This window comes from Polaromonas sp., from assembly GCF_016185115.1.
Classification (GTDB): Bacteria; Pseudomonadota; Gammaproteobacteria; order Burkholderiales; family Burkholderiaceae_C; genus Polaromonas.
In genome coordinates, this window is record NZ_JACPOF010000020.1 from 235278 (window position 1) to 260307 (window position 25030).

The window sequence follows — 25030 nt, forward strand, 5'->3', positions numbered from 1 at the left end:
TCTAAGACTGTGGGTTGGCTGCCCATTCCGCAGGCGTGTAGGTTTTCATCGACAGGGCATGGACCTCATCGGTCTGCATGCGCGTGCCCAGAGTGGCGTAGACCTTCTGGTGGCGCTGTATGAGGCGTTTGCCTTCAAATGCGGCAGACACGATGGTGGCGTACCAGTGGCGGCCGTCACCGGACAGTTCGACGTACTCGCAGGGCAGGCCTGCGGCAATGATGGCTTTGAGTTCTTCGCTGGTCATAAGTTATCTATTCAGGCACGAGACGAGTGTCTTTGCAAGCAGGGGCCGCGGCACTGGCTTTGCCAGGCCAAAGGCGCAGCGCTCCCTCGGGGGGCAGAGAATTACACGAAGTAAGTGAACGTGGGGCATTAACTTCTGATTTTGTAGCCGGTTTTCAGCATGGTGACTGCGATGGCGCTGACGACAAGCAGTGCGCAGCCCACAATCCCCAGACTGAGCCACGGCGAAACATCGCTCACGCCAAAAAACCCGTACCTGAAGCCATCGATCATGTAGAAGAACGGGTTGAGGTGACTGACCTTTTGCCAGAACGGGGGCAACGAGTGGATGGAATAAAACACGCCACTCAAAAACGTCATGGGCATGATGACAAAGTTCTGGAAAGCCGCCATCTGGTCGAATTTTTCAGACCACAGGCCGGCCACCACACCGAGTGCACCCAGCATGGCTGCGCCCAGCACGGCAAACAGCAATATCCACAGCGGCGCGACAAAAGACGGCATGCCGAAAAATGCCGTGACCGCAAACACACCCAGGCCTACCAGCAGGCCGCGCGCAACCGATGAGCCTACGTAGGCAAAAAACCAGTGCCAGTGCGACAGCGGAGTCAGCAGCACAAATACCAGGCTGCCCATGATCTTGCTCTGTATCAGGGATGACGAGCTGTTGGCAAATGCGTTTTGAAGCACACTCATCATCACGAGGCCGGGCACCAGAAAGGCGTTGTAGCTGACCTGACCATAAACCAGCTCTTTCCCCTGCATGACATGGCCGAAGATCAGCATGTACATGACCGCCGTCAGCACGGGGGCACCAACGGTCTGAAAGCCCACTTTCCAGAAGCGCAAAACTTCCTTGTAAAAAAGGGTCTGCCAGCCAGTCATAGCGCAACTCCGGACAGATTCAAGGCCACAGGCTCTTTCACGGCTTTTTCAGCCATCAGGTCAAGAAATACATCCTCAAGGTCGGCCTTGCGGATTTCGACATCCTCGGCGACCAGCCCTGCCTCACGCACCGCAGCCAGATATTGCTCGATTTCACGTGCGTTGTGCGCAGGGAACTGCACAATCCGCCCGGTGATGCGGGCACGCTCGGCCAGCTGTTTTGGCAGCTCGCTGTCGATCTTGAAACGCAGCACATTGGATGATGCAGCCTTGAGCAGTTCCGACGTCTGCGCCAGCGCAACCACCTTGCCCTGCTTGAGCATGGCAATACGGCTGCACAGCGCTTCTGCTTCTTCCAGATAGTGCGTGGTCAGCAGCACGGTGCTGCCCTGCTTGTTGAGTTTGGCGATGAACTGCCAGAGCGTTTGCCGGAGTTCCACGTCCACGCCTGCCGTGGGCTCGTCAAGCACGATGACCTGGGGTTTGTGTACCAGCGCCTGCGCCACCAGGACGCGGCGCTTCATGCCGCCTGAAAGCTGGCGCATATTGGCGTTGGCCTTGTCTGCAAGGCCGAGGCTGACGAGCAATTCGTCTATCCAGTCATTATTTTTCTTGATGCCGAAATAACCGGACTGGATGCGCAAGGCTTCACGCACCGTGAAAAACGGGTCGAACACCAGCTCCTGCGGCACGATGCCCAGTTTGCGCCGCGCGGCGGCGTAGTCCCTCACGACATCGCTGCCCTGAACCTCCACCGACCCGCTGGTAGCGCGTGACAGGCCGGCAAGAATGCTGATCAGGGAGGTCTTGCCCGCGCCATTGGGGCCGAGAAGGCCGAAAAACTCGCCTTGCCGGATGTCAAAGCTGACGTCGTCAAGTGCCTTGACCACGGGTCCCGAGGCGGCCCGCGAAGATGAATAGGTTTTGGAGACCGACTTGAATGAGATGGCAGGCATTAGCCCACCATTTTAAGGGGCTGGCGCATTCCGGTGCCCCGGTGACCGCAAAGCCCTGCGCCGGAGGGGTCAGGCCGTGACAGGAATCAGTTCTGCGACGCCGTACAGGCCAGCCAGCTGGCGCAGCCGGGGGGGCAGGCCACTGACCGAAAACTCCTTGCCGGCAGCCAGCGCTTCACGACGGCAGGACAGCAGGACTGCCAGTGCCGACGAATCAAATTCAGTCATCGCACTTGCGTCGGCCACCACCTGCCCGCCCTGCTGACTGACCAGTTGCTTCAACCCGCCGGAAAAACCGGCAGCCTGGGCATGCGTCAGTACGGGTGGAAGTGTCAGCATGGATGGTGCCCGCTCAGGACTTCTTGCCGGCATTGGTCTGGTTGCGCTGCACCAGGGATGCAATCAGTCCGTCCACGCCCTTGGCGTTGATTTCCTGGGCAAACTGGGTGCGGTAGGTTTCCACCAGCCAGACACCCAGCACATTGAGGTCATAGATCTTCCAGCTGCCATTGGTTTTTTCCATGCGGTAGTCAAGCTGGATGGGGTCGCCCCGGCCCAGAACCTCGGTACGTACGGTGACCTCGGTGTCGCCAGCTTCAGCCCGCAGGGGCTTGACGCTGACGCTCTGGTCCTTGACCTGTGCAAGAGCACCGGAATAGGTGCGAACCAACAGGGTCTTGAACTCTTCCTGCAGCTTCTTTTGCTGATCAGGTGTGGCTTGCCGCCAGTTGCGTCCCACGGCCGCAGCAGTCATGCGCGTGAAGTTCACGTTGGGCATGATCTGGCTGTCAACCAGCACCAGCACCTTGTTCAGGTTACCGGCCTGCACATCCTTGTCCGACTTGATCTTGTCGATCACATCGGTAGAGACACGCTTGATCAACGCATCGGGTGCTTCATCAGCAGCACGAACAGCAGGTGCAGATGCCAGCAGGGCCACGCTGCACACAGCGGCGAATAGATGGGCCAGGGTTCTACGGTTCATATCTTGTCCTTCTTGCTATGTCACTTCGAAATCATCGAGGGTTTGTACATCTACAGCGCACCAGTTGCACTCCTGGAGTACATCGCGTCCAGTTTGATCCCTGCAAATGGCGGCAACGGGTGGATTCTCAATTGCCACAGAGGTAAGGACGGTTAAGTTTTACCCCTGTATTTGTAAAGCATGTAAGCCTTTCGGCCAGAGGGCCTTACGCGTTACCTTGCGGCAGGTGGCGCACCACTTGGAGGCGCCCCTGCGGGTCGGCTTTCGGGCAGGTCGTAACGCTCTTCCTTCTCGGGGGCATGGTCACGAATCTGGCTCTCACGGCGCTTGAGATAAAGGTCGCGGGTAAAGCTGTATTTGTCGAGAGCTGCCTGATCCAGCACATCGCCGGCACTCAGGAAATTGGCACGCGTGTTGACCACACGCAGCGCCGCGAGGGAATTGCGCACCGGGACCCTGTCAGTGCGGTTGACCAGATCCGCATTCGCATCAACGGCGGTGCCTATGCCATCGCGGAAATTTGATGGCCCAAGCAAGGGCAGAACCAGGTAAGGGCCGGAGCCCATGCCCCAGTAGCCCAGCGTCTGGCCAAAATCTTCGGAGTGCTTTTCAAGCCGCATCTCGGTTGCAATGTCAAACACGCCGGCGAAACCAAAAATCGTGTTGAAGCTCACACGCATCAGCGTCTCGACCGATTCCCTGGGCTTGCCCTGAAGGATGTTGTTGACCAGCGACCAGACATCGCCGATGTTGCCGAAGAAGTTGGTCACACCTGTGCGCACAGGCGACGGTGTGATGTCGCGGTAGGCGGTGGCGACCGGCTTGAGGATGGCGCGATCCACACCTTCATTGAAACCGAACACGCCCCGGTTGAAAGGCTCGAAGGGATCCGCCGGATTGGCGTTGGGGCCAATCGCGCAACCCTGCACCAGAACCAGCCCCAAGCCTGCTGCGAGCAATCGCAACGCCTTCGTTATCGTGTTTTTTGTATTCATTTTTTATCGGTACTCCCTGAATTCCCTGCCGCAGGCGCGGCTGCCGCTGGCGCCGGATTCGAACTGTCTGCGGCCTTGTTATACAGAAACTGGCTGATCAGGGTCTCAAGAACCACAGCCGACTGCGTGGTCTTGATGACGTCACCTGCAGCCATGTTTTTGTCGCTGCCACCGGCTTCAATGCCGACATACTGCTCGCCGAGCAGTCCGCTGGTCAATATCTTGAGCGAACTGTCTTTCGGGAAAACATATTTGCTTTCCATCGCAAGGTTGACGCTGGCCTGGTAGAGCTTGTCGTCGAAGACGATGTTATCGACCCGTCCCACCACCACACCCGCGCTCTTGACGGCTGCACGCGGCTTGAGGCCGCCTATGTTGTCGAACTTGGCCGTGACCTTGTACGCAGTGTCGAAATTGAGCGTCAGCAGGTTGGCCGACTTGAGCGCCAGGAACAGGATCGCGGCCGCGCCCGTCAGTACAAACAAACCAACCCAGAGGTCATTTTTCGAGCGTTGCATTGTTTTTCTCTTTGTCTGCCTTCAGACCCCGCCCAACGGGGTTGAATTGAAGGAAAAATGTTACATCCATTCTCGCATGGCTGGCAAAAACCGGCAGGCGGACGTTTGGGGCTTTTGGGCCGTTTGGCGCAATTGTTGGTTAAACGCTGAACATCAAGGTGGTCAGCAGGAAGTCCAGCCCCAGCACGGCCAGGGAAGCCACCACCACCGTGCGCGTGGTGGCGCGCGAGACGCCTTCCGGGGTCGGCTGTGCCTCAAAACCCTGGTAGAGGGCAACAAAAGTCACCGTCACCCCAAACACAAGACTCTTGACGACCCCGTTGCCGACGTCACGCCAGACATCGACACCGGATTGCATCTGGCTCCAGAAAGAGCCGGCATCAACGCCAATCATGACGACGCCGACAACCCAGCCGCCAATGATGCCGACAGCGCTGAAAACAGCCGCCAGCAGGGGCATGGCGATGATGCCGCCCCAGAAACGGGGTGCCAGCACACGCTTGACCGGATCAACAGCCATCATTTCCATGGCTGAAAGCTGTTCGCCGGCCTTCATCAGGCCAATTTCGGCCGTCAGTGCCGTACCGGCGCGGCCTGCAAACAGCAAGGCTGTGACCACCGGCCCCAGTTCACGTACCAGGCTGAGGGCTACCAGCAGGCCCAAAGCCTCTGATGAACCATAGCGCTGCAGCGTGTAGTAGCCCTGCAAACCGAGCACAAAACCGACAAACAGGCCGGACACCGAGATGATGGCCAGAGAATAGTTGCCCAGAAAGAATATCTGGTCGCGCACCAGGCCGAAACGTGCCAGGGCCGGGCCGCTCATGGCCAGCAGGCGGCCGAAGAGCCGGGTCGCATAACCCAGTGCATCCAGCTGACCGCGAACAGCGAAACCCAGGTCTGACAGCAGCCGCGCCGGGCTGTAACGGGGGCCGCTCATGAGCGCCCTCCCCCGCCGGATGCCTGGTTGCCGAAGTCATCGGCCACATTGGGGCCAGGGTAATGGAATTTCACGGGGCCTTCACTGAGCGCATTGACGAACTGGTGGACCAGCGGGTCTGTGGAATGACGTACTTCATCAGGTGTGCCCTGGGCTGCAATGCCGCCATTGGCCAGGATGATGACCTGGTCCGCAATGCGAAAGGTGTCCTCAAGGTCGTGCGACACCACAATGCTGGTGATGCCTACCGTGTCATTGAGCTGGCGTATCAGCCTGGCCGCCGTACCAAGCGAGATCGGATCGAGACCGGCAAAGGGTTCGTCATACATGATGAGTTCGGGGTCCAGTACCATGGCCCTGGCCAGCGCGACGCGCCTGGCCATACCGCCCGAAACTTCGCTGGGCATGAGGTCACGCGCACCGCGCAGGCCGACAGCATTGAGTTTCATCAGCACGATATCGCGAACCAGCGCTTCATCGAGAGCCGTGTGCTCCCTGAGCGGGAAAGCGACGTTGTCGAAAACGCTCAAATCAGTGAACAGCGCGCCGAACTGGAACAGCATTCCCATGCGGCGGCGCGCGGCGTAGAGATCTGCCTGCATCATCTCGGAGACGTTTTTGCCGTCAAACAGCACCTGGCCGCTGTTGGCCTTCTGCTGGCCGCCTATCAGGCGCAACACGGTGGTCTTTCCGCCGCCGGAAGCGCCCATGAGCGCCGTGACCTTGCCGCGCGGCACGGAAAAATTGACTTTGCTCAGGATGATGCGGTCGCCCGCAGACGCGGGGTAGGAAAACGTCACATCCCGGAATTCAACCAGTGAGGCAGATGAAGCTGGTGGAGCGGAGTTTGCGGAAGAGGCAACAGGAATGTCTGGCATGAAAATCAGGGTGCCAACAGGCTGTTGGATTGTGTGGGGCGTTCCGTGAATGATAAAGGCATTGGCCCCATGCCCGGATGACACATCCCACATTCCGGAGTAGTCTCCCCCGCTACACTTTTAATAGCTTCTCACGTGCGTATTCATTGGCCTTGATGCGATTTGGCAGTCAAAACAGGCCTTCAGGAGAGAAAATGTTAACCTGCAACTTAACATTTTCCTTTTCTCCCAACTTCCAGGTGTATTTTGTTAACTTCCATATTAACAAATTGGTCTTTTCAGGTGCCAAAATATGCCTTCAGACCAATGAACACGCACGTCAGCAGCTATGTTTTTTATAGCGAAAAAAAAGGGGCGCTTTTCTCAAGCGCCCCTGTCTGATTCGAATACCTGGCTACCGGCTCTATCGTGGCAGGTCGCTGTAACCCATGAGGAATTCGTCAACCGCACGGGCGGCCTGACGCCCTTCCCTGATTGCCCATACAACCAGGCTCTGCCCACGGCGGATATCGCCGGCTGCAAACACCTTGGGCACGTTGGTGGCGTAGCCGCCGGTGAAGTCGGTGGTCGCTTTGGCGTTGCCGCGGTTGTCTTTCTCAATGCCGAAGGCTTCGAGCACCGATGACACCGGTGACACAAAACCCATGGCCAGCAAAACGAGGTCAGCCTTGAGCAGTTGCTCTGAGCCGGCCACTTCAACCATCTTGCCGTCTTTCCACTCGACGCGAACCGTCTTCAGGCCGGTGACCTTGCCTTTTTCACCCATCAGTTCCTTGGTGGAAATGGCGAACTCGCGCTCGCAGCCCTCTTCGTGGCTGGACGAGGTACGCAGCTTGATCGGCCAGTAAGGCCAGGTCATGGGGCGGTTTTCTTCTTCGGGCGGCTGGGGCATCAGCTCGAACTGCGTGACGCTGGCCGCGCCGTGGCGGTTGCTGGTGCCGACGCAATCAGAGCCGGTATCACCGCCGCCGATGACGATGACGTGTTTGCCGTCGGCGCGCAACTGGCCCTTGACCTTGTCGCCCGCATTGACCTTGTTCTGCTGGGGCAGGAATTCCATCGCGAAGTGCACGCCGTCGAGATCACGGCCAGGCACGGGCAGGTCACGCGACTGCTCTGCGCCGCCGGTCAGGATGACCGCATTGAAGTCTTTTTGCAGCTGTTCAGGCGAAATCGTTTCCTTGGCCCAGTTGGTGACTTTGGAGTCTTTTGGCAGGCTGCCCACCATCACGCCGGTACGGAAGGTCACACCTTCGGCCTGCATCTGCTCGACGCGGCGATCAATGTGGACCTTCTCCATCTTGAAATCGGGAATGCCGTAACGCAGAAGGCCGCCGACGCGGTCGTTCTTTTCAAACAGCGTCACGTCGTGGCCGACGCGCGCCAGCTGCTGGGCCGCCGCCATGCCGGCAGGGCCGGAGCCAACCACTGCAACCTTCTTGCCGGTCTTGTGTTTGGGCAGTTGCGGCTTGACCCAGCCTTCGGACCAGGCGCGGTCGATGATGGCGTGCTCAATCGACTTGATGCCGACAGCTTCGTCATTCACATTCAGCGTACAGGCGGCCTCGCAAGGTGCGGGGCAGATGCGGCCGGTGAATTCGGGAAAGTTGTTGGTGCTGTGCAGCGTGTCGATCGCGTTCTTCCAGTCGGCACGGAAGACCATGTCATTGAAGTCCGGAATCACGTTATTGACCGGGCAGCCGTTGTTGCAGAACGGCGTGCCGCAGTCCATGCAACGCGCCGCCTGCTTGTTGGCCTGCACGTCGTCGAGGCCGATGACAAATTCCTTGTAGTTCTTCAGGCGCTCGGGCACGGGCTTGTAGCCCTCTTCGATGCGCTCGTATTCCATGAAGCCGGTGATTTTTCCCATGATCGTGGTCCTGTCGATTCTTTTATCTTGATGCGTGAGTGACTAAGGCAGGTGGCAAGCTGCGATTACTTCGCAGCCGCCGTTTCCTTGTTGGTCGCTACCTGGGCGCTGGTGGTTTCGGTTGAAGCTTCCAGGCGGCGCTCCTTGCGCTCTATCAGGGCACGCTTGTATTCATTCGGGAAAACCTTCACAAACTTCAGGCGGGACTCGCTCCAGTTGTCGAGCAGTTCGCGCGCACGCTTGCTGCCGGTCCAGCGGTTGTGGTCCTGCAGCAGGCGCTTGAGGATCTCTTCATCAGACTCACCGGCATGCCATTCGGCCTTGTCGTGCGTGTGCTGTTCGGCCGTGGTGACCACCTTGTCCATGGAAACCATGGAGGTGTTGCAGCGCGTGGCAAACAGACCGTCTTCGTCATAGACATAAGCCACGCCGCCGCTCATGCCGGCAGCAAAGTTGCGGCCGGTCTTGCCCAGCACGGCAACCGTGCCGCCCGTCATGTATTCACAGCCATGGTCGCCCGTGCCTTCAACGACTGCCGTCGCACCAGACAGGCGAACAGCAAAACGCTCACCGGCCACGCCGCTGAAAAAGGCTTCGCCTGTGGTCGCGCCGTAAAGCACGGTGTTGCCGACGATGGTGTTCTTCACGGCGTCGCCGCGGAAGTCGATGCTCGGACGCACAACAATGCGGCCGCCGGAGAGACCCTTGCCGGTGTAGTCATTGGCATCACCGATGAGGTACATGGTGATGCCCTTGGCCAGGAATGCCCCAAAGGACTGGCCGCCCGTGCCCTCAAGCTGGATGCGCAGGGTGTCATCCGGCAGGCCTTGTGGGTGATGCCGTGTCAGCTCGCCCGAGAGCATGGCACCCACGGTGCGGTTGACGTTGCGCGCCACTTCGATGAACTGGACTTTCTCGCCCTTTTCAATCGCCGCTTTTGATTTTTCAATCAGGCGCACATCGAGTGCTTTTTCCAGGTTGTGGTCCTGGTTCATCACATGCAGGCGCGGCACGTCGGCAGGCACTGCCGGCTGGTGGAAGAGACGGCCGAAGTCCAGGCCGCCAGCCTTCCAGTGGGCAATGCCTTTCTGCGTGTCGAGCAGGTCGGCGCGGCCAATCAGGTCGTCAAACTTGCGCACACCGAGTTGCGCCATCAACTGACGCGCTTCTTCGGCAACAAAGAAGAAATAATTGACGACATGCTCGGGCTTGCCGCTGAATTTCTGGCGCAGCACCGGGTCTTGCGTGGCAACACCCACCGGGCAGGTGTTGAGGTGGCACTTGCGCATCATGATGCAGCCTTCAACCACCAGCGGTGCGGTGGCGAAACCGAATTCATCAGCGCCCAGCAGCGCACCGATAACAACGTCACGGCCGGTCTTCATCTGGCCATCGGCCTGCACGCGAATACGGCCGCGCAGGCGGTTGAGCACCAGCGTCTGCTGTGTTTCGGCGAGACCAATTTCCCAGGGCGAGCTGGCATGCTTGATGGACGACCAGGGCGATGCGCCCGTGCCGCCGTCATGGCCTGCGATCACGACATGGTCGGCCTTGGCCTTGGCCACACCGGCTGCAATCGTGCCGACACCGACTTCGCTGACCAGCTTGACGCTGATGCTGGCGCGCGGGTTCACGTTCTTCAGGTCGTGAATCAGTTGCGCCAGATCTTCAATCGAATAGATGTCATGGTGCGGTGGTGGCGAAATCAGGCCGACGCCAGGCACGGAGTAACGCAGCGCACCGATGTATTCAGTGACCTTGCCGCCGGGCAACTGGCCGCCTTCACCGGGTTTTGCGCCCTGGGCCATCTTGATCTGGATCTGGTCGGCAGACACCAGGTATTCGGCCGTCACACCAAAGCGGCCGGATGCGACCTGTTTGATGCGTGAGCGCAGCGAATCACCGTCGAGCAGCGGCAGGTCAACCTCGACCTGTTTAGGGCCGATGACACTTTTCAGTGTTTCACCCTTTTTGATCGGGATGCCCTTGAGCTCCTGGCGATAACGTGCGGGGTCTTCACCGCCCTCACCCGTGTTGCTCTTGCCGCCAATGCGATTCATGGCCACGGCCAGCGTGGCGTGCGCCTCGGTGCTGATGGAGCCCAGCGACATCGCGCCGGTGGCAAAACGCTTGACGATTTCCTTCGCCGATTCGACTTCATCAATCGGGATGGCTTTGGACGGATCGATTTTGAACTCGAACAGCCCGCGCAGGGTCATGTGGTTGCGGTTCTGGTCGTTGATCAGCTGCGCATATTCCTTGTACGTGTTCCAGTTGTTGGAGCGCGTGGAATGCTGCAGCTTGGCAATGGCGTCGGGCGACCACATGTGGTTTTCACCCCGCACGCGCCAGGCGTACTCGCCGCCAGCGTCCAGCATGTTGGCCAGCACCGGGTCGTCGCCGAAGGCGGCGTTGTGCATGCGCAGGGCTTCCTGTGCAATCTCGAACACGCCCATGCCTTCAACCTGGCTTGCAGTACCGGTGAAGAACCTGGCGATGGTGTCTCGGTTCAGGCCAATGGCTTCAAACAGCTGGGCGCCGCAGTAGCTCATATAGGTCGACACGCCCATCTTGGACATGATCTTGGACAGGCCCTTGCCAATCGCCTTGATGTAGTTGTAGATCGCCTTGTCGGTGCTGAGGTCGCCCGGCAGGCCCTTCGACAGCTCGGCCAGGGTTTCCATCGCGAGGTAGGGGTGAACGGCTTCTGCGCCATAACCGGCCAACACTGCGAAGTGGTGCACTTCACGTGCAGAACCGGTTTCGACCACCAGGCCGGCCGTGGTGCGCAGGCCTTCCTTCACCAGGTGCTGGTGAATGGCAGACAGTGCCAGCAGCGCGGGAATCGCCACCTGCGTGGCACTGACGCCACGGTCGCTGACGATGAGGATGTTGTTGCCGCCCTTGATGGCGTCAACAGCTTCGGCGCACAGCGATGCCAGCTTGGCCTCCACACCTTCATGGCCCCAGGCCAGCGGATAGGTGATGTCGAGCGTGTAGCTGCGGAACTTGCCCTGCGTGTGTGCCTCGATGTCGCGCAGCTTTTGCATGTCGGCAGGGTTGAGCACCGGCTGCGCAACTTCAAGGCGCATGGGCGGGTTGACCTGGTTGATGTCCAGCAGGTTGGGCTTGGGGCCGACAAAAGACACCAGCGACATCACGATGGCTTCGCGGATCGGGTCAATCGGCGGGTTGGTCACCTGCGCAAACAGCTGCTTGAAGTAGCTGTAGAGCGACTTGTTCTTGTTGGACAGCACGGCCAGCGGGCTGTCGTTGCCCATGGAGCCCGTGGCTTCCTCACCATTGACGGCCATGGGCGACATCAGGAACTTGATATCTTCCTGCGTGTAGCCGAAGGCCTGCTGGCGGTCGAGGAGCGAGGCGCCGGAATCGGCGGGCTGGATGGCTGCGCTTTTTGCAGCGACATCGTCGAGCTTGATGCGCAGGTTTTCAATCCACTGCTTGTAGGGCTTGGTGTGCGCCAGCGTCGCCTTGATCTCTTCGTCATCAATCATGCGGCCCTGTTCCAGGTCGATGAGGAACATCTTGCCAGGCTGCAGACGCCATTTGCGGACGATCTTGTTTTCGGGCACCGGCAACACGCCCGATTCGGACGCCATGATGACAAGGTCGTCGTCGGTCACGCAGTAGCGCGATGGGCGCAGGCCGTTACGGTCGAGCGTGGCACCGATCTGGCGACCATCGGTGAACACGATGGAAGCCGGGCCGTCCCAGGGTTCCAGCATGGCGGCGTGGTATTCGTAGAAGGCCTTGCGGCGCTCGTCCATGGTGGTGTGCTGCTCCCATGGCTCGGGAATCATCATCATCACCGCCTGGCTGATCGGGTAGCCCGACATGGTCAGCAGTTCAAGGCAGTTGTCGAAAGTCGCGGTGTCGGACTGGTCGGCAAAGCTGATGGGGTAAAGCTTTTGCAGGTCTGTACCCAGCACCGGAGAAGACATCACACCTTCACGCGCCTTCATCCAGTTATAGTTGCCCTTGACCGTGTTGATCTCGCCGTTGTGGGCGACATAACGGTAGGGGTGGGCCAGTGGCCACTCGGGGAAGGTGTTGGTCGAAAAACGCTGGTGCACCAGGCCCAGGGCCGAGACGCAGCGCTTGTCGGTCAGGTCCATGTAATAGGTACCTACCTGATCGGCCAGCAGCAGGCCCTTGTAGACCACGGTGCGGCTGGACATGCTGGGAACGTAGTATTCCTTGCTGTGCGTGAGCTTCAGGCGCTGGATGGCCGCACTGGCGGTCTTGCGTATCACATACAGCTTGCGCTCCAGCGCGTCCTGCACGATGACGTCGTTGCCACGGCCAATAAAGATCTGGCGCAGGATGGGCTCTTTTTCACGCACGGTGGGCGACATGGGCATGTCGCGGTTGACCGGCACATCACGCCAGCCCAGCAGCACCTGGCCTTCGGCTTTCACTGCGCGCTCAAGTGCCTGCTCGCAGGCCAGGCGGGATGCGTGTTCTTTCGGCAAAAACACCATGCCTACGCCGTATTCACCGGGAGGCGGCAACTGCACGCCAGTCTTCGCCATTTCTTCACGATAAAGCGCATCAGGCAGCTGGATCAATATGCCGGCACCGTCACCCATGAGCTTGTCGGCACCGACTGCACCCCGGTGATCCAGGTTCTCGAGAATCTTGAGGCCCTGTTGGACGATGGAGTGCGATTTGTGGCCCTTGATGTGCGCGACAAAGCCGACGCCGCAGGCATCGTGTTCGTTGGCACCAGAGTACAAGCCATGGTCTTGAAGATCTTTAATTTCAGCTGCCGTCGTCATGGCGCACTCCTAGTCAATTTATTCGCGGGGATAGGGATGATAAAGCGCAGCAACAACAATGCCAAATCTATTAATTAGGGTCAGATTCCAATTAATTCCACATAAATAAAGTCGGAATTTAATTGGGGACATATTTAAAATACCCAAAAGGCCAACGAAATCAAATATCTTTTTTGCCCACATCTTTCGTGGAAGAATTAATTGGTCTTCCACCCCGCATTTTTTGAACGCGGCGGGCGGTCTGTTTTTGCAGATCAGCAACAAAGTCAGGTTCGCCCAAGGCCCAGCCGCTGAGCACAGACCGGGTCAGGGCATCCTGCTGAGGGACAGATACACCCGCGCGCACCAATTCGGCGTAAGCAGCTTCACGGGCGAAGGGCGTGTTGCCAAGAGTCCAGTACAGGGAATGCGGCGTCACCAGCCTGTCGCTACGCAGGCCGCCATAGTGGCCATAGCTTGACCATGGATAGTCACCCGCCTCTGCCGCCAGGCCGGCACGTACCGGGTTGAGATCCATATAGGCCATGCATGCAAGCAGGTAGCGGTCTGTCTGGATCAGGGTAGAACGATAGCGGCCCTCCCATAGCGTGCCTGATCGCTCATGGAGGTCATTGAAATACCGTACATAACTCCGGCCAACAGCCTGCATCATGCCCGGCAGCCCTGTGTCCGTCTCCGGCGTGACCAGCAGGTGAAAGTGGTTACCCATCAACACGTAGGAGTGCACGGCAACCTCAAACTTCCTGGAGTTATCGTAGAGGAGCCCCAGCAGGTGCCCGTAATCGGCTGCGCTCCTGAAGATGGGCTGCCGGTTGTTGCCACGCTGTATGACGTGGTGCGGATAGCCGGGCAAAGTCAATCTGGGAAGGCGGGCCATGCGGATGGATCCTGGGTTGTACTGAACCCAGTTTAATTGGAATCTGACCCCGTTTAATTGGGGTTGTTGCTCGTCAAATCCCCATCCGTTAATCCGGCTGGTTTCCAGCCAGCCCCCGAGCCAGTCCGGCCACCTCACACTCACTTAGGGTGACATGCTGGTTTCAGCGCACGACCTTGCCATCAGGCGTGATTGTCACAAGATCAACGGCCCTCACAGACTCGTATTTTTTGGCGCGTAAATTCACACGAAAGCCGCTCATGTCGTAATCGGTCATGCCCTCGAATGCCTTCTGCAAACCGGTACGGTCTGGCTTTCCGCTACCGGAGGCGCTGCGTCTGACACCTTCGGCAAATGCGCGGGCCGCGACATAGCCCTCAACGCTCTCATAGCTGGGCGTCTGGTCGGTCTGGTTCAGTACGTCGAGGTACTCCTTTATCAGAGGCGTGCCGACACTGCGCGGGGAAGGCACGACCTGCGAGATCACAACGCCGCCGATTTCCTTACCCAAAGCGCTGAACAGTGGGTCAATGCCGACGACCGAGAAATTGAGGAACTGGCCCGCGTATCCCGCACGGCGCATTTTCCGGATAAAAGCGGCGGAAGAGTTGAACAGGCTGACCTGGATGATGGCCTGGGGTTGTGCCTTCATCAGCGCAGCAACGGCGGCGTCCACCTTGTCACTGTTAACCGGAGACAGCGCACTGGCGACCAGGGGCGGCCTCTTGAGGTCAATCAGCGCCTGGTGGACAGCTGCCAGCCCCGCCCGGCCCATCGCATCTTCTTCGGCAAACACCGCTATCCTGTCCTGGCTGAGGGTGGCGCAGTGGCGTGCCACCTTGTAGGCTTCATCAGCAAGCGCAGGCCGCACGTGGAACACGCTGGTGAGGCCTGTGTCGTGCAGCGCGTCAGAAGCAGCGAACGGCGCAAAGAAAAGGGTGCTGGAAGCCCGAGCCACACCATATGCGGCGTCGCAGCTGGCCGTGCCTGCAAATCCGAAGAGGCCATCAACGCCCTCGTCTATCAGTTGCCTGGCGTTGGCAGCCGCCTTGGCGGCGCTGTAACCATCGTCGAGTGCCTTGACTTCTATCCGGTAGCCGCCCGCACCATTTTTTGCATTGATGGCGTCAAAATACATTTTTGCACCATTAAAGTAAGCCAGCCCGATCTGATCGGCAGCACCGGTCAGGGGCACGGACTGCCCCAACACCAGCTTTCGCCCCTTTGCGGCCTGGGCCCAAAGTGCAGGGCTGGCCACAAGGGCACCTGCAGAAACACTGCGCAACACCAATTGGCGGCGATTGATGGTCATGGCGTCCTCCATTGTTTGGAAAATACATGCGGGCATGTTTGATGCCATCGAACAGCCTGCAGCAGCAGGGCAGACCGTCGATGAATCACAAGTCCAGCAGCGTAAGGCCGAACTGCAGCAGGAAACACGGGGATGGATGCCGAGATGTCATAAGGCCATGCACAGGTATTGCATGGAGCCGGTCGGCTATTGAAATCGGGGTGAGCGCAGTCGTTCGAGTTCGGTTCTGATCGATAGTGCGAGGCACAGGCCGGCGATGCACAGGGCGGCACTCACAGCGCCTGTCCATTGCCATCCACCGGCACGTACGGCCACCCATGCCATCAATGGAGGAACCACAAACTGCCCGGCAGAAGACCACTGCTGCAGCCAGCCCACAGTGGCCGAGACTGCATCAGGACGAGGTGCCAGCCTGATCGACAGGCTAAACAGGGTGGCAGGAATCAGTCCCCCCACTGCGGAAAAAGCCATGATGGCTGCGTATTGCCACCACGGCCCGATATGGGCGCCAAAGGCCAGCAGCGTACCCGTGCCCATGACAAGGAAACCCGCAGACAACAGGACCGGCGCGGAAATGCCTTTTTCCAGCAGACGTCCCGCCACCACATTACCGACCATGTTCAGCGCTGCGGCCAGCGCCGTGAGCCAGGCTGCCGTCGTGCTGGCCACACCAGCTGCGGCATAAATGGTCGGCAGGAACCCCACCACCGCCAGCCATTGCCCGGCGTAGACCGCAAACGTCAAGGCCATCAACCACACGGGTCTGGAACGAAGTGTCAACGCCAGCAATGTGCGGGTCACTGATTTATCCGGCGCGGCGGCCTCTGCATGATCGCGCACGCTGCGATCGGAAGGAACCTGCCAAAACAACAACAGTGCCATCAGTATGGCCACGCCTGATAAAAGGCACCACCAGATTCGCCAGCCACTGTCCTGCGATCCAAGAAGCATGGCCCAAGGCCCCAGCAACAGGGCCAGTGATGTTCCCAGTGGCATATAGGTGCCCCATACCCCCATCATGCTGTTGATACGCTCACGCGGCACCAGCATACGCAGCAGGCCGGGCCCGGGCAGCACCACCCAGAGAAAGCCCAGGCCCTCAAACGCGCGCGTCACCAGCAACCAGGTGGCGCTTTCGGCAAGAGAACCAAGCAGACTGGCCGTGCCGAGGACGAGCAGCCCCCCCACCATGCTGCGTTTGAGCCCCATGCGCTGCACGGCCAGGCCGGTCATCAGTCCCAGGCACATGCCGGCAAATTGCACCAGCGACAGCAGGAAACCAGCCTGCAACAAGGTGACGCCAAGCACCCGCTCGAGCACAGGTACGGCCGGGGGCAGCTTGCCGATGTGCATCGCCGCACCCAGCGCGGCCGCCACTATGCAGAATGCTGTCGGCATACTTGGCTGAATGCCGCCCTGGCTGGCAATTTTGCTCATGCGGGAAACGCTGCCCGCCCGACCAGCCGCCCGTGCTCTTTCGATGCAAAACGGTCTGTCATGCCGGCAATGTAATCGGCCACCACACGTTCGGGCCGGACGCCTGCCGAATGCGTCATGTCAACCCCATCGAAACGGTCGGTGTGTGCCTGCGGCATCTGCAGGGGGTCGGCCATGTAGGCGGCGAACAACTCACGCACCACCTGCTTGGCAGACTCGGTGGTTTCGGAGACCTTCGGGTGTCGATAGAGGTTTTTGAGCAGGAATTGTTTGAGTGCAGCCGATTGCGTCGCCATGTCCGCGCTGAAACAAATCAGCGGCGGCCCCTGCCGGACGGCATCCACATTCGCTGCCCCCCTGCGTGCGATCACCCGCGTGGTTGCGTCTATCACGTCGTAGACCTGCGCGCTGAGCATGCGGCGTATGGTCTCGAACAGAAGCCTGCGTCCTCTTAGCAAAGGATGGGCCAGGCTGGTTTCCCGGCGGTAACAACTGAACAGCTCAACCTCTTCAAGCTGCTCCAGTTGCAGCAGGCCAGAGCGCACGCCATCATCAATATCGTGGGCGTTGTAGGCAATTTCATCCGCCAGATTCGCCAGTTGCGCCTCCAGCGAGGGCTGCAGCCTGAGGGAGCCCGCAGCTTCTGCGGGAGGCAAAAACCGGTGTGCCACACCACCTGGCTCGCGCGCCTCAATGCGCAACGCATTGCGGCGCGAGCAGTGTTTGAGTATGCCTTCGCGCGTCTCGAAAGTGAGGTTCAGTCCGTTGTATTCCGGGTAACGCTCTTCCAGCGAATCCACCACGCGCAGGCTTTGCAGGTTGTGCTCGAAGCCCGCACTTTGCGGGTTGTGCGCCTTCAGGCAGTTGTTCAGGGCGTCCTGACCGGCGTGCCCGAAAGGTGTGTGGCCAAGATCGTGCGCCAGCGCAATGGCTTCGACCAGATCTTCGTTGATGTGCAGCGCACGGGCAATGGAGCGGCCCAGTTGCGCGACCTCGAGCGAATGCGTGAGGCGGGTCCGGAACAGGTCTCCCTCATGGTTGAGGAAAACCTGGGTTTTATAGACCAGCCGGCGAAACGCAGTCGAATGCACGATGCGGTCGCGGTCACGCTGAAAGTCCGAACGCGTCGGTGCTGCAGCTTCGGGAAACCTGCGCCCACGTGACAAGGCCGGGTCGCAGGCATAAGGTGCCAGGTTCATGGCGAATGGTGCTGCGTAAATTAGCGGCAGCAAGTGTCTATGACTTCACGAACCAGGGCATCTGGCGCGGCACGAACAACGGCCCGACCGGGTCCTTCAATCAGTACGAACCTGATCTCGCCCGCCTCTGACTTTTTATCCACGCGCATCAGTTCCAGGTAACGGCCTGCATTGTCCTGGCTCGACAATACGGGTCCCTTCACCGGAAGACCAGCCCTTGCGACGAGGTGAACCAGGCGCTCAACAAATGCGTCATCCACCAGCCCCAGACGCCGGGACAGGTGCGCGGCCATCACCATGCCACACCCAACGCCTTCACCGTGCAACCACTCGCCATAACCAAGGCCAGACTCAATGGCATGCCCGAAGGTATGGCCGAAATTAAGGATGGCGCGCAAGCCCTGCTCCCGTTCATCCTGACCGACGACCCAGGCCTTGATTTCACAACTGCGCCTGACGGCATGCGCCAGCGCCACGGGGTCGCGCGCGAGCAGGGCATCCATATTGGTTTCAATCCAGTCAAGAAAATCAAGGTCGGCGATGGGCCCGTACTTGATAACTTCCGCCAGGCCTGCACTCAATTCGCGGGCAGGCAAGGTGTTCAGCACGTCCAGGTCACACACGACCAGTTGTGGCTGGTAAAACGCGCCAATCATGTTCTTGCCAAGCGGATGGTTGATGGCCGTCTTCCCGCCTACCGAGGAATCGACCTGGGCCAGCAAGGTCGTGGGTACCTGCACAAAAGGCACACCGCGCATGTAACTCGCCGCAGCAAAACCGGTCATGTCACCAACCACGCCACCGCCCAGCGCAAACAGGACAGTTTTCCGGTCACAGCCGTTTTCCAGCAGCGCGTCAAAAATCAGCTGCAGGGTCTGCCAGTCCTTATAGACCTCGCCATCCGGAAGCACAGTCAGCAGCACCTTTTTGTAGTGCCCGCCGAGCGCCGCCTGGAGCTGCCGGGCATAAAGGGGGGCGACGGCGGTATTGCTGACAATCAGCGCCGTTGTCGCCGGAGGAAGCTGTCTGTAAGTGGCGGAATCACCCAGAAGTTCCGGACCAATAACAATAGGGTAACTGCGCTCTGCGAGGTTGATTTGAACCTGGGCGCCTGCTGGCGGGATATTTGCGGACATAGGTTTCAAGTGTAGAGGCTTGCAGGGCGTCCTGTAAGCGCCGACAGGCGCACTGAAGCAGCCCGCAATCAATGCGACTGTACAACGCCAGCGAGCTCAAGCTGCATCAGAATGGTATTGACCAGTGTCGAGACGGAAGGTCGGCCTGTTTCAATAACAAAGCGCGATGTTTCGCGGTACAGGGGATCGCGCACGGCATAGAGTTCCTTCAGGCGCGCCAGCGGATCTGAAACCTGCAGCAGGGGCCGATTCTGGTCATTGCGCAAACGCCTGAACACCTCTTCAGGTGCCGAGTGCAGGTAGACCGAGAGTGTTCGCTCACGGAGGCGTCTGCGATTGGCCTCGCGCAAAATGGCGCCGCCCCCGGTGGAGAGCACGCACGCCCCTTGTTGCGTCAACTCGTCAATCAGCTCTTCCTCGAGATCACGAAAAGCCGCCTCACCTTCACGTTCGAAGAATTCGCGGATGGAGCAGCCGATACGCTGCTCTATGACCTGGTCGGAGTCAACAAACCTGATGCCCAGGCGCCTGGCAAGCTGCCGCCCAATGGTCGACTTGCCCGAGCCAGGCAAACCGACGCAGGCGATTCTGGCGGGATGGTTGTTCACGTTCTGATTTTAGAGCCTGTGAATTTGCCATTCACAATGGCCGGGGCGTTTCGGCACCGCGAGTTGCCGGTGAGACCGGGGCGTGCCCCGCGCATGACAAATGGGCATCCGGCAGCGGGCATTGCCCGCCGCAGGCCATCAGCGAAACATCAGCGCAATGTAGCTCCGCTCGTGAGCATCTTGGGCGTGATGAATACCAGCAACTCGTTCCGGCTCGCCGTACGGGTCTTCTGCTTGAACAGGTTGCCAATGCCCGGCAGATCTCCGAGAAACGGAACCTTGGTTTCGTCCTCGCGGTCGTTCTGCTCATAGATGCCGCCCAATACAACCGTGCCGCCGTTTTCAACCAGCACCTGGGTCTGGATGTGCTTGGTATCGATGGCAAATCCATTCGAAGTGGATCGGCCGACACTGTCCTTGTTGACGTCCACATTCAGGATGATGTTGCCCTCGGGCGTGATTTGCGGGGTCACTTCAAGTTTCAGGTTGGCCTTGCGAAAGGCAATGGATGTTGCGCCGCTCGATGTCGCCTGTTGATAGGGCAACTCGGTGCCCTGCTCGATCACGGCCTTGACCTGGTCTGCCGTGACGATACGCGGGCTGGACACAATCTTGCCCTTGCCATCTGCTTCGGCGGCTGAAATTTCAAGGTTGAGCAGGCGGGTCAGATTGGAACTGAACAGGGAGATGGCAAATGTCGCAGCGGGGAAGCCGTTTTGACCGACTGCCGGCATATTGACAAAGTCGCCAGCGTTTGTCCCAAAATTCCCCCCGGCTACTGGCGGATTGGTGGCGTTGACGCTGGGCGCAATATAGCTGTTCCCAAACATCACATTGCTGTTGTTATTCAGGGTGAAAGGCCGGCCGCCCAGGCGCACACCCAGTGAACGGCCAAAAGTATCAGCCGCCTCTACGATACGGGCCTCAATCAGCACCTGACGCACAGGAATATCGAGCTTGGCAATCAGCGCCTGAATCTGCTCAAGTTTGGCCGGTATATCGGTGATAAAGAGCTGGTTGGTGCGCGACTCCGAGATCACGCTTCCACGCGTGGACAGGATTCTGGTAGCCCCCGCACCTGTTCCCACCAGGCCCGCGGAAATTTCCGAAGCCTTGGCGTAGTTCAGCTTGAAATCCTGTGTGCGCAAGGGCTCCAGACTCTGAATGGCGTTTCTCGATTCAAGATCGAGTTTTTCCTTGGCGGCCAGCTCATCCTTGGGTGCGATCAACAGGACGTTACCTGACTTGCGCATGCCCAGGCCTCGCGCCTGCAGGATGATGTCCAGCGCCTGGTCCCACGGGACATCCTTCAGGCGCAAGGTGACATTGCCTGTAACGGTGTCGGATGTCACCACATTGAAATTGGTGAAATCAGCAATCACCTGAAGCAGGGAGCGTATTTCAATATTCTGGAAATTGAGCGACAGTTTTTCACCATTAAAGCCCGGACCCTGGGTCAGCTTGCCCGGATCAATCTTTTGCTGGCGGATTTCAAGCACAAACTGGTTATCACTCTGGTAAGCACTGTGCTCCCACAATCCTTTCGGCTCCACGATCATCCGGACCTTGTCCCCTGCCTGGAAGGTCGTGACGCTTTGCACCGGGGTACCGAAGTCCGCGACATCAAGACGACGGCGCAGCCCCTCGGGCAATGCGGACTTTAAAAACTCCACGACAAGTGTCTGACCTTGCGGCCGTATGTCCACGCCAACCTGGTTATTGGGCAGGTCTACGACAATCCGCCCGGAACTGTCAATGCCGCGCCTGAAGTCAAGATCCTTGAGTGGCAGGACGTCACGATTACGATTCTCCGCGAATGCCTGCGGCGCCGCACTGGAAGGTCCCGCCGCAACGATCGGGTCCAGGGAAATAAGAAGCGACTTCCCCTGGATCTCTGCCTTGTAAGCCGTGGATGCCTTCAGGTTCAGCACCACACGCGAACGCTCCCCGGCCTGAACAACGTTGGCCGAACGCAGGTTTCCAAGATTGATGTCCACAGTGGATCGACCCATGGCGTTGCCAACACCGGGAAAGTCAAGTGCAATGCGTGCAGGCGTCTGGATGCTGAATCCGGTCGGAATTGCAGTCAGGGGTTCCGCAAGTTCAACCCGTATGACCTCCACGCCGCCCTGCACCGATCCGGTAACGGACTGGATGGAATTGCCAGTGGCAGGCGACTGGGCCTGTACCGTCAATGATGCTGACATCACCAGCAGGGAAAGCATCCAGGCCATCTGCCTGGGCAAGCCGTCAAGCAAACTGCGCAGGCCGCCCCCCGGGGCAACGGCTTGTCGTGTCAATGTCTGCTTGTTCATTTTGATACCTCTTGAAGCTGTAATGTCGCCGTGCGTTCTATCCACTCGCCACCGGAATCCTGGACGATCTCGCGCAGCGTCAGCCCCGTGTCGGTGACTTTCGTGATGCGCCCATAGTTCTGCCCAAGATAGCCACCCACCTTGACCTGATAGAGCAGGTTTTCAACGCGCACAAGCGCTACGGGCTGGCCAAGCTTGAGCAGGCTCCCCACCATCACAACTGCATCAAGCGGATAGGCCTCCAGGGGTTCCTTGCGCCTTGCAAGCTCCGGCGCAATCAAGGCAGCATTTGCAGCGGACTGGGTGGATTCTCGCCTGAGCGCCTGGGTTAATTTCTGGTTGCTGAAGGGCTCAATGGCACCCTCGTCTGCATAGGGCTGGGGGGAGAATTTGGTGGGCTCAGGTATGCGATCCACCCTGGATTTGGTCAAACTACGCTGCTCCGCCATCCAGCCCTGCAATTGCTCCTCTTCCGAAGCACCGCAGCCGGCAAGCCCCAGGATCAGGGAACCGGAAAGCACCAACAGGCAGATGTTCTTGCTAAAAGTCATTTCTTGGGCCCCGCCACCTTACGCTGCGCCGACACTTCGTCGTTATCAAGATAACGGAATGTTTTTGCGGTCGTATCCATCGAGAGGGTTCCGTCTTTTCCAGCGGGGGTGATTGTCAGGTTGTTCAACGTGACGATCCGGGAAAGATTGGCGATATCCGCCGCGAACAAGCCCATATCGTGATATCGCCCCGTCACCCGGACCGAAATGGGCAATTCGGCGTAGTACTCTTTCACGCTGACCTGCCCAGGGCGGAAAAGCTCGAACTGCAAACTGCGGCCGAGGCCGGCCTGGTTGATATCAGACAGGAGTGCATCCATTTCAGCCTTGCTCGGCAACTGCTTTTCGAGTTGCGTCACATACTGCTGCACCTGTTCGCGCTGCTTCTTCAGGGCATCCAGGCTGGCAGCTTGCGTCAGCTTTTTCGTGAAATCAGCCCTCAGCTGGACTTCCTTGGTACGCTCGGATGTCAACTCTTCGTCAGACGAGCTCAACCAGACAAACCACAATGCCACAACCACAAACGCAGTAACGCCCACGCACAGGAGGTATCGCGGCAGGGCTGGCCATGAAGGCGGATCGTTCGGATTAAGCCCGACAAACTGGGACTTCAGTGCGGCCTGGACCGCTGCGAAATCAATATTTATTTTAGGTACTTTGGCCATGAGCTACCCGCTTCAAATCTTTGGCTTTGACGCCGGCACGGCGGCAGGCACAGCGCCTGCCGGTGCGGAACTGACCGGTTTGGGCTGGTCGCTTGCACGCCTCAGGCCTATGCGCATGGAGAAATTCGAAACCCGGCGCTGATCGCGGGCACTCAAAGCCACGCTTGAAGCCGTGATCTCGATCAATTCCGGACGCGTCAGCCACTGGCTGTTATTGGCCAGGTTACGCAATAGCTCGGAAACACGCTCATTGGACTGCGCCACGCCAGTGATCAGAACCGTCTGGTTCTCCTGCCGCATGTTGGTGATGTAGACGCCGTCGGGCAACTGCCGCACCAGTTCCGACAGCAGGTAAACGGGCAGATTGCGATTGCCCTGCAAGTCTTCTACCGCGTTCTGGCGGGCACGCAGGGCTGCGATCTCCGCCTGCAAGCCGGCAATATCCTTGATCTGGCCTTCGAGCTTTGTGATTTCCCTCTTGAGAAGGGTATTCCTGTCCCTTTGCCCTGAAATCTGGGTCTGGTACCAGGAATAGATAGCACCGCAAATCAGGCCGCCTATGAGGGCAGCAATGCCCATTGCAGTGAAAAAGAGTTCCCGCTTGCGCTTGCGTGCAGCTTCGCGGTGGGGGAGCAAATTGACAAGAATCACCGCAGGAACCTCCGCAGGGCGAGGCCGCAAGATGTCAAATAGGAGGCGGCTTCGCGACGCATCTTCTTCTCACGGACATTGCTGCCAATAGTCATGCCCTCAAACGGATCTGCGCACATGCAGGCAAAAGAGGTCTGCTGGGTGACCGCTTCGGTCAAGCCCGGAAGCGCGGACGAACCGCCGGCCAGCATGACGTAATCGACCTTGTTATGGGGTGTACTGGTAAAAAAGAACTGCAGCGCACGCCCGATTTCCTGGGCCATGCTCTCAACAAAAGGCTTGAGCACCCCCGACTCATAATCTTCGGGCAGGTCGCCGCTGCGTTTTTTGCTCTCGGCCTCTTCGGGTGAAAAACCATACTGCCTGACGATGAGCTGCGTGAGCTGGGCGCCACCAAAAGCCTGGTCCCGCTCGTACAGCACTTCATCGTTCTTGATGACCTGCATGCTGGTCGTGAGCGCACCGACCTCGAACAGCGCCACCATCGTATCCACGCCCTTGTTGGGCAGGTTTTCAATCAGCCGCGCCGTCGCCAGCCTGGACGCATAGGACTCCACGTCCACCACCACCGGCTTCAGGCCGGCTGCTTCGGCAAGACCCTGACGATCCTGGACCTTTTCCTTGCGTGAGGCTGCTATGAGCACCTCCACATCACCTGCGGATGTGGCGCTCGGGCCAACCACGCAGAAATCAAGGCTCACTTCATCCAGCGAGAAGGGAATGTACTGGTTGGCTTCGGACTCGACCTGTATTTCGAGTTCGGACTCGTTCAGGCCGCCCGGCAAAATAATTTTCTTCGTGATCACCGCGGAAGCCGGCAGCGCCATGGCGACCTGTTTGGTCTTGGTACCGCTCTTTTTGACCAGCCGGCGAACCGCTTCGGCAACTTCTTCAAACTTCTCCACGTTGCCGTCGGTGATCCAGCCGCGCTCGAGCGGCTCGATGGCGCAGCGGTCCAGAACCAGGTTGCCCGCCTTGTCACGGCTCAACTCGACCAACTTTACGCTGGAAGAACTGATGTCAAGACCAAGCAAAGGCGGATCCTGACGGCTGAATAAAGACCCCAAAGAGATCAAAACGGTCCCCAAAAGACGGCTAATGAGTAGCCTTACGTACTTAAGAAATCACTTGAATACTATCAGCAAGCTCTTTGTACAGTAAGGATTTTTCCCGTTTTGAGCATTATTACCGTTGCCAAAAGCCGACG

General features: G+C 58.9%; 23 protein-coding genes. 1 reads left to right on the plus strand and 22 read right to left on the minus strand.

Translation table 11 applies throughout. The features are described from left to right. Position 1: 1 nt before the first annotated feature. The 13 genes from HYX42_RS14100 to HYX42_RS14160 form a co-directional block, all read right to left on the minus strand. Positions 2-247 carry a BolA family protein gene (locus HYX42_RS14100; RefSeq protein WP_293404048.1) on the minus strand — a complete coding sequence of 82 codons (246 nt, stop codon included), beginning with the start codon at positions 245-247 and terminating at the stop codon, positions 2-4. A 128-nt stretch (positions 248-375) separates the two neighbouring features. Beyond that, positions 376-1131 carry an ABC transporter permease gene (locus HYX42_RS14105; RefSeq protein WP_293404050.1) on the minus strand — a complete coding sequence of 252 codons (756 nt, stop codon included), beginning with the start codon at positions 1129-1131 and terminating at the stop codon, positions 376-378. Next, complete coding sequence (locus HYX42_RS14110) at positions 1128-2087, minus strand: ABC transporter ATP-binding protein (RefSeq protein WP_293404052.1); 960 nt, start codon at positions 2085-2087, stop codon at positions 1128-1130. The genes HYX42_RS14105 and HYX42_RS14110 overlap by 4 nt, the downstream gene beginning before the upstream one ends. Positions 2088-2156: 69 nt before the next feature. Next, a complete protein-coding gene (locus tag HYX42_RS14115) occupies positions 2157-2426 on the minus strand; it encodes an STAS domain-containing protein (RefSeq protein WP_293404054.1) in 270 nt (89 codons plus the stop codon). A 13-nt stretch (positions 2427-2439) separates the two neighbouring features. Next, the gene (locus HYX42_RS14120) at positions 2440-3072 is read right to left on the minus strand and encodes a phospholipid-binding protein MlaC (RefSeq protein WP_293404056.1); all 633 of its coding nucleotides are present in this window, start codon (positions 3070-3072) and stop codon (positions 2440-2442) included. Between the two features lie 212 nt (positions 3073-3284). Then, complete coding sequence (locus HYX42_RS14125) at positions 3285-4067, minus strand: VacJ family lipoprotein (protein ID WP_293404058.1); 783 nt, start codon at positions 4065-4067, stop codon at positions 3285-3287. Then, complete coding sequence (gene mlaD / locus HYX42_RS14130; RefSeq protein ID WP_293404060.1) at positions 4064-4585, minus strand: outer membrane lipid asymmetry maintenance protein MlaD; 522 nt, start codon at positions 4583-4585, stop codon at positions 4064-4066. The genes HYX42_RS14125 and mlaD overlap by 4 nt, the downstream gene beginning before the upstream one ends. Before the next feature lie 139 nt (positions 4586-4724). Further along, positions 4725-5525, minus strand: coding sequence for a lipid asymmetry maintenance ABC transporter permease subunit MlaE (gene mlaE, locus HYX42_RS14135; protein WP_293404062.1), 801 nt, complete (start codon positions 5523-5525; stop codon positions 4725-4727). Then, entirely contained in the window at positions 5522-6403 is an 882-nt protein-coding gene (locus HYX42_RS14140) for an ABC transporter ATP-binding protein (protein ID WP_293404064.1), read from the minus strand. The genes mlaE and HYX42_RS14140 overlap by 4 nt, the downstream gene beginning before the upstream one ends. A 403-nt stretch (positions 6404-6806) precedes the next feature. Continuing rightward, entirely contained in the window at positions 6807-8273 is a 1467-nt protein-coding gene (locus tag HYX42_RS14145) for a glutamate synthase subunit beta (protein ID WP_293404066.1), read from the minus strand. Between the two features lie 65 nt (positions 8274-8338). Next, positions 8339-13072 carry a glutamate synthase-related protein gene (locus tag HYX42_RS14150; RefSeq protein WP_293404068.1) on the minus strand — a complete coding sequence of 1578 codons (4734 nt, stop codon included), beginning with the start codon at positions 13070-13072 and terminating at the stop codon, positions 8339-8341. Between the two features lie 160 nt (positions 13073-13232). Next, positions 13233-13949: a transposase gene (locus HYX42_RS14155; protein ID WP_293404070.1), complete on the minus strand. Its 717-nt coding sequence runs from the start codon at positions 13947-13949 to the stop codon at positions 13233-13235. Between the two features lie 163 nt (positions 13950-14112). Further along, the gene (locus HYX42_RS14160; RefSeq protein ID WP_293404072.1) at positions 14113-15261 is read right to left on the minus strand and encodes an ABC transporter substrate-binding protein; all 1149 of its coding nucleotides are present in this window, start codon (positions 15259-15261) and stop codon (positions 14113-14115) included. A 34-nt stretch (positions 15262-15295) separates the two neighbouring features. On the opposite strand from HYX42_RS14160, the gene HYX42_RS14165 reads away from it, so the two are divergent. Continuing rightward, positions 15296-15454, plus strand: coding sequence for a hypothetical protein (locus HYX42_RS14165; protein WP_293404074.1), 159 nt, complete (start codon positions 15296-15298; stop codon positions 15452-15454). Here HYX42_RS14165 and HYX42_RS14170 read toward each other — a convergent pair. The 9 genes from HYX42_RS14170 to HYX42_RS14210 all read right to left on the minus strand — a co-directional run bounded on the left by HYX42_RS14170 (position 15448) and on the right by HYX42_RS14210 (position 24899). Beyond that, positions 15448-16698, minus strand: a complete 1251-nt coding sequence (locus HYX42_RS14170) for a CynX/NimT family MFS transporter (RefSeq protein ID WP_293404076.1) — start codon at positions 16696-16698, stop codon at positions 15448-15450. The genes HYX42_RS14165 and HYX42_RS14170 overlap by 7 nt on opposite strands. Continuing rightward, the gene (locus HYX42_RS14175) at positions 16695-17897 is read right to left on the minus strand and encodes a deoxyguanosinetriphosphate triphosphohydrolase (RefSeq protein WP_293404078.1); all 1203 of its coding nucleotides are present in this window, start codon (positions 17895-17897) and stop codon (positions 16695-16697) included. The genes HYX42_RS14170 and HYX42_RS14175 overlap by 4 nt, the downstream gene beginning before the upstream one ends. A gap of 20 nt (positions 17898-17917) precedes the next feature. Continuing rightward, positions 17918-19033, minus strand: a complete 1116-nt coding sequence (gene aroB / locus HYX42_RS14180) for a 3-dehydroquinate synthase (protein ID WP_293404080.1) — start codon at positions 19031-19033, stop codon at positions 17918-17920. A gap of 68 nt (positions 19034-19101) precedes the next feature. Continuing rightward, positions 19102-19641, minus strand: a complete 540-nt coding sequence (locus tag HYX42_RS14185; RefSeq protein ID WP_293404082.1) for a shikimate kinase — start codon at positions 19639-19641, stop codon at positions 19102-19104. A 149-nt stretch (positions 19642-19790) separates the two neighbouring features. Continuing rightward, complete coding sequence (locus tag HYX42_RS14190; protein WP_293404547.1) at positions 19791-21848, minus strand: type IV pilus secretin PilQ; 2058 nt, start codon at positions 21846-21848, stop codon at positions 19791-19793. Positions 21849-21952: 104 nt separating this feature from the next. Further along, positions 21953-22507, minus strand: a complete 555-nt coding sequence (locus HYX42_RS14195; protein WP_293404084.1) for a pilus assembly protein PilP — start codon at positions 22505-22507, stop codon at positions 21953-21955. Then, positions 22504-23172: a type 4a pilus biogenesis protein PilO gene (locus HYX42_RS14200; protein ID WP_293404086.1), complete on the minus strand. Its 669-nt coding sequence runs from the start codon at positions 23170-23172 to the stop codon at positions 22504-22506. The genes HYX42_RS14195 and HYX42_RS14200 overlap by 4 nt, the downstream gene beginning before the upstream one ends. A gap of 12 nt (positions 23173-23184) precedes the next feature. Next, positions 23185-23823, minus strand: a complete 639-nt coding sequence (locus tag HYX42_RS14205; protein WP_293404088.1) for a PilN domain-containing protein — start codon at positions 23821-23823, stop codon at positions 23185-23187. Further along, the gene (locus HYX42_RS14210) at positions 23820-24899 is read right to left on the minus strand and encodes a pilus assembly protein PilM (RefSeq protein ID WP_293404090.1); all 1080 of its coding nucleotides are present in this window, start codon (positions 24897-24899) and stop codon (positions 23820-23822) included. Before HYX42_RS14210 ends, HYX42_RS14205 begins: the two co-directional genes overlap by 4 nt. Positions 24900-25030: the final 131 nt, after the last annotated feature.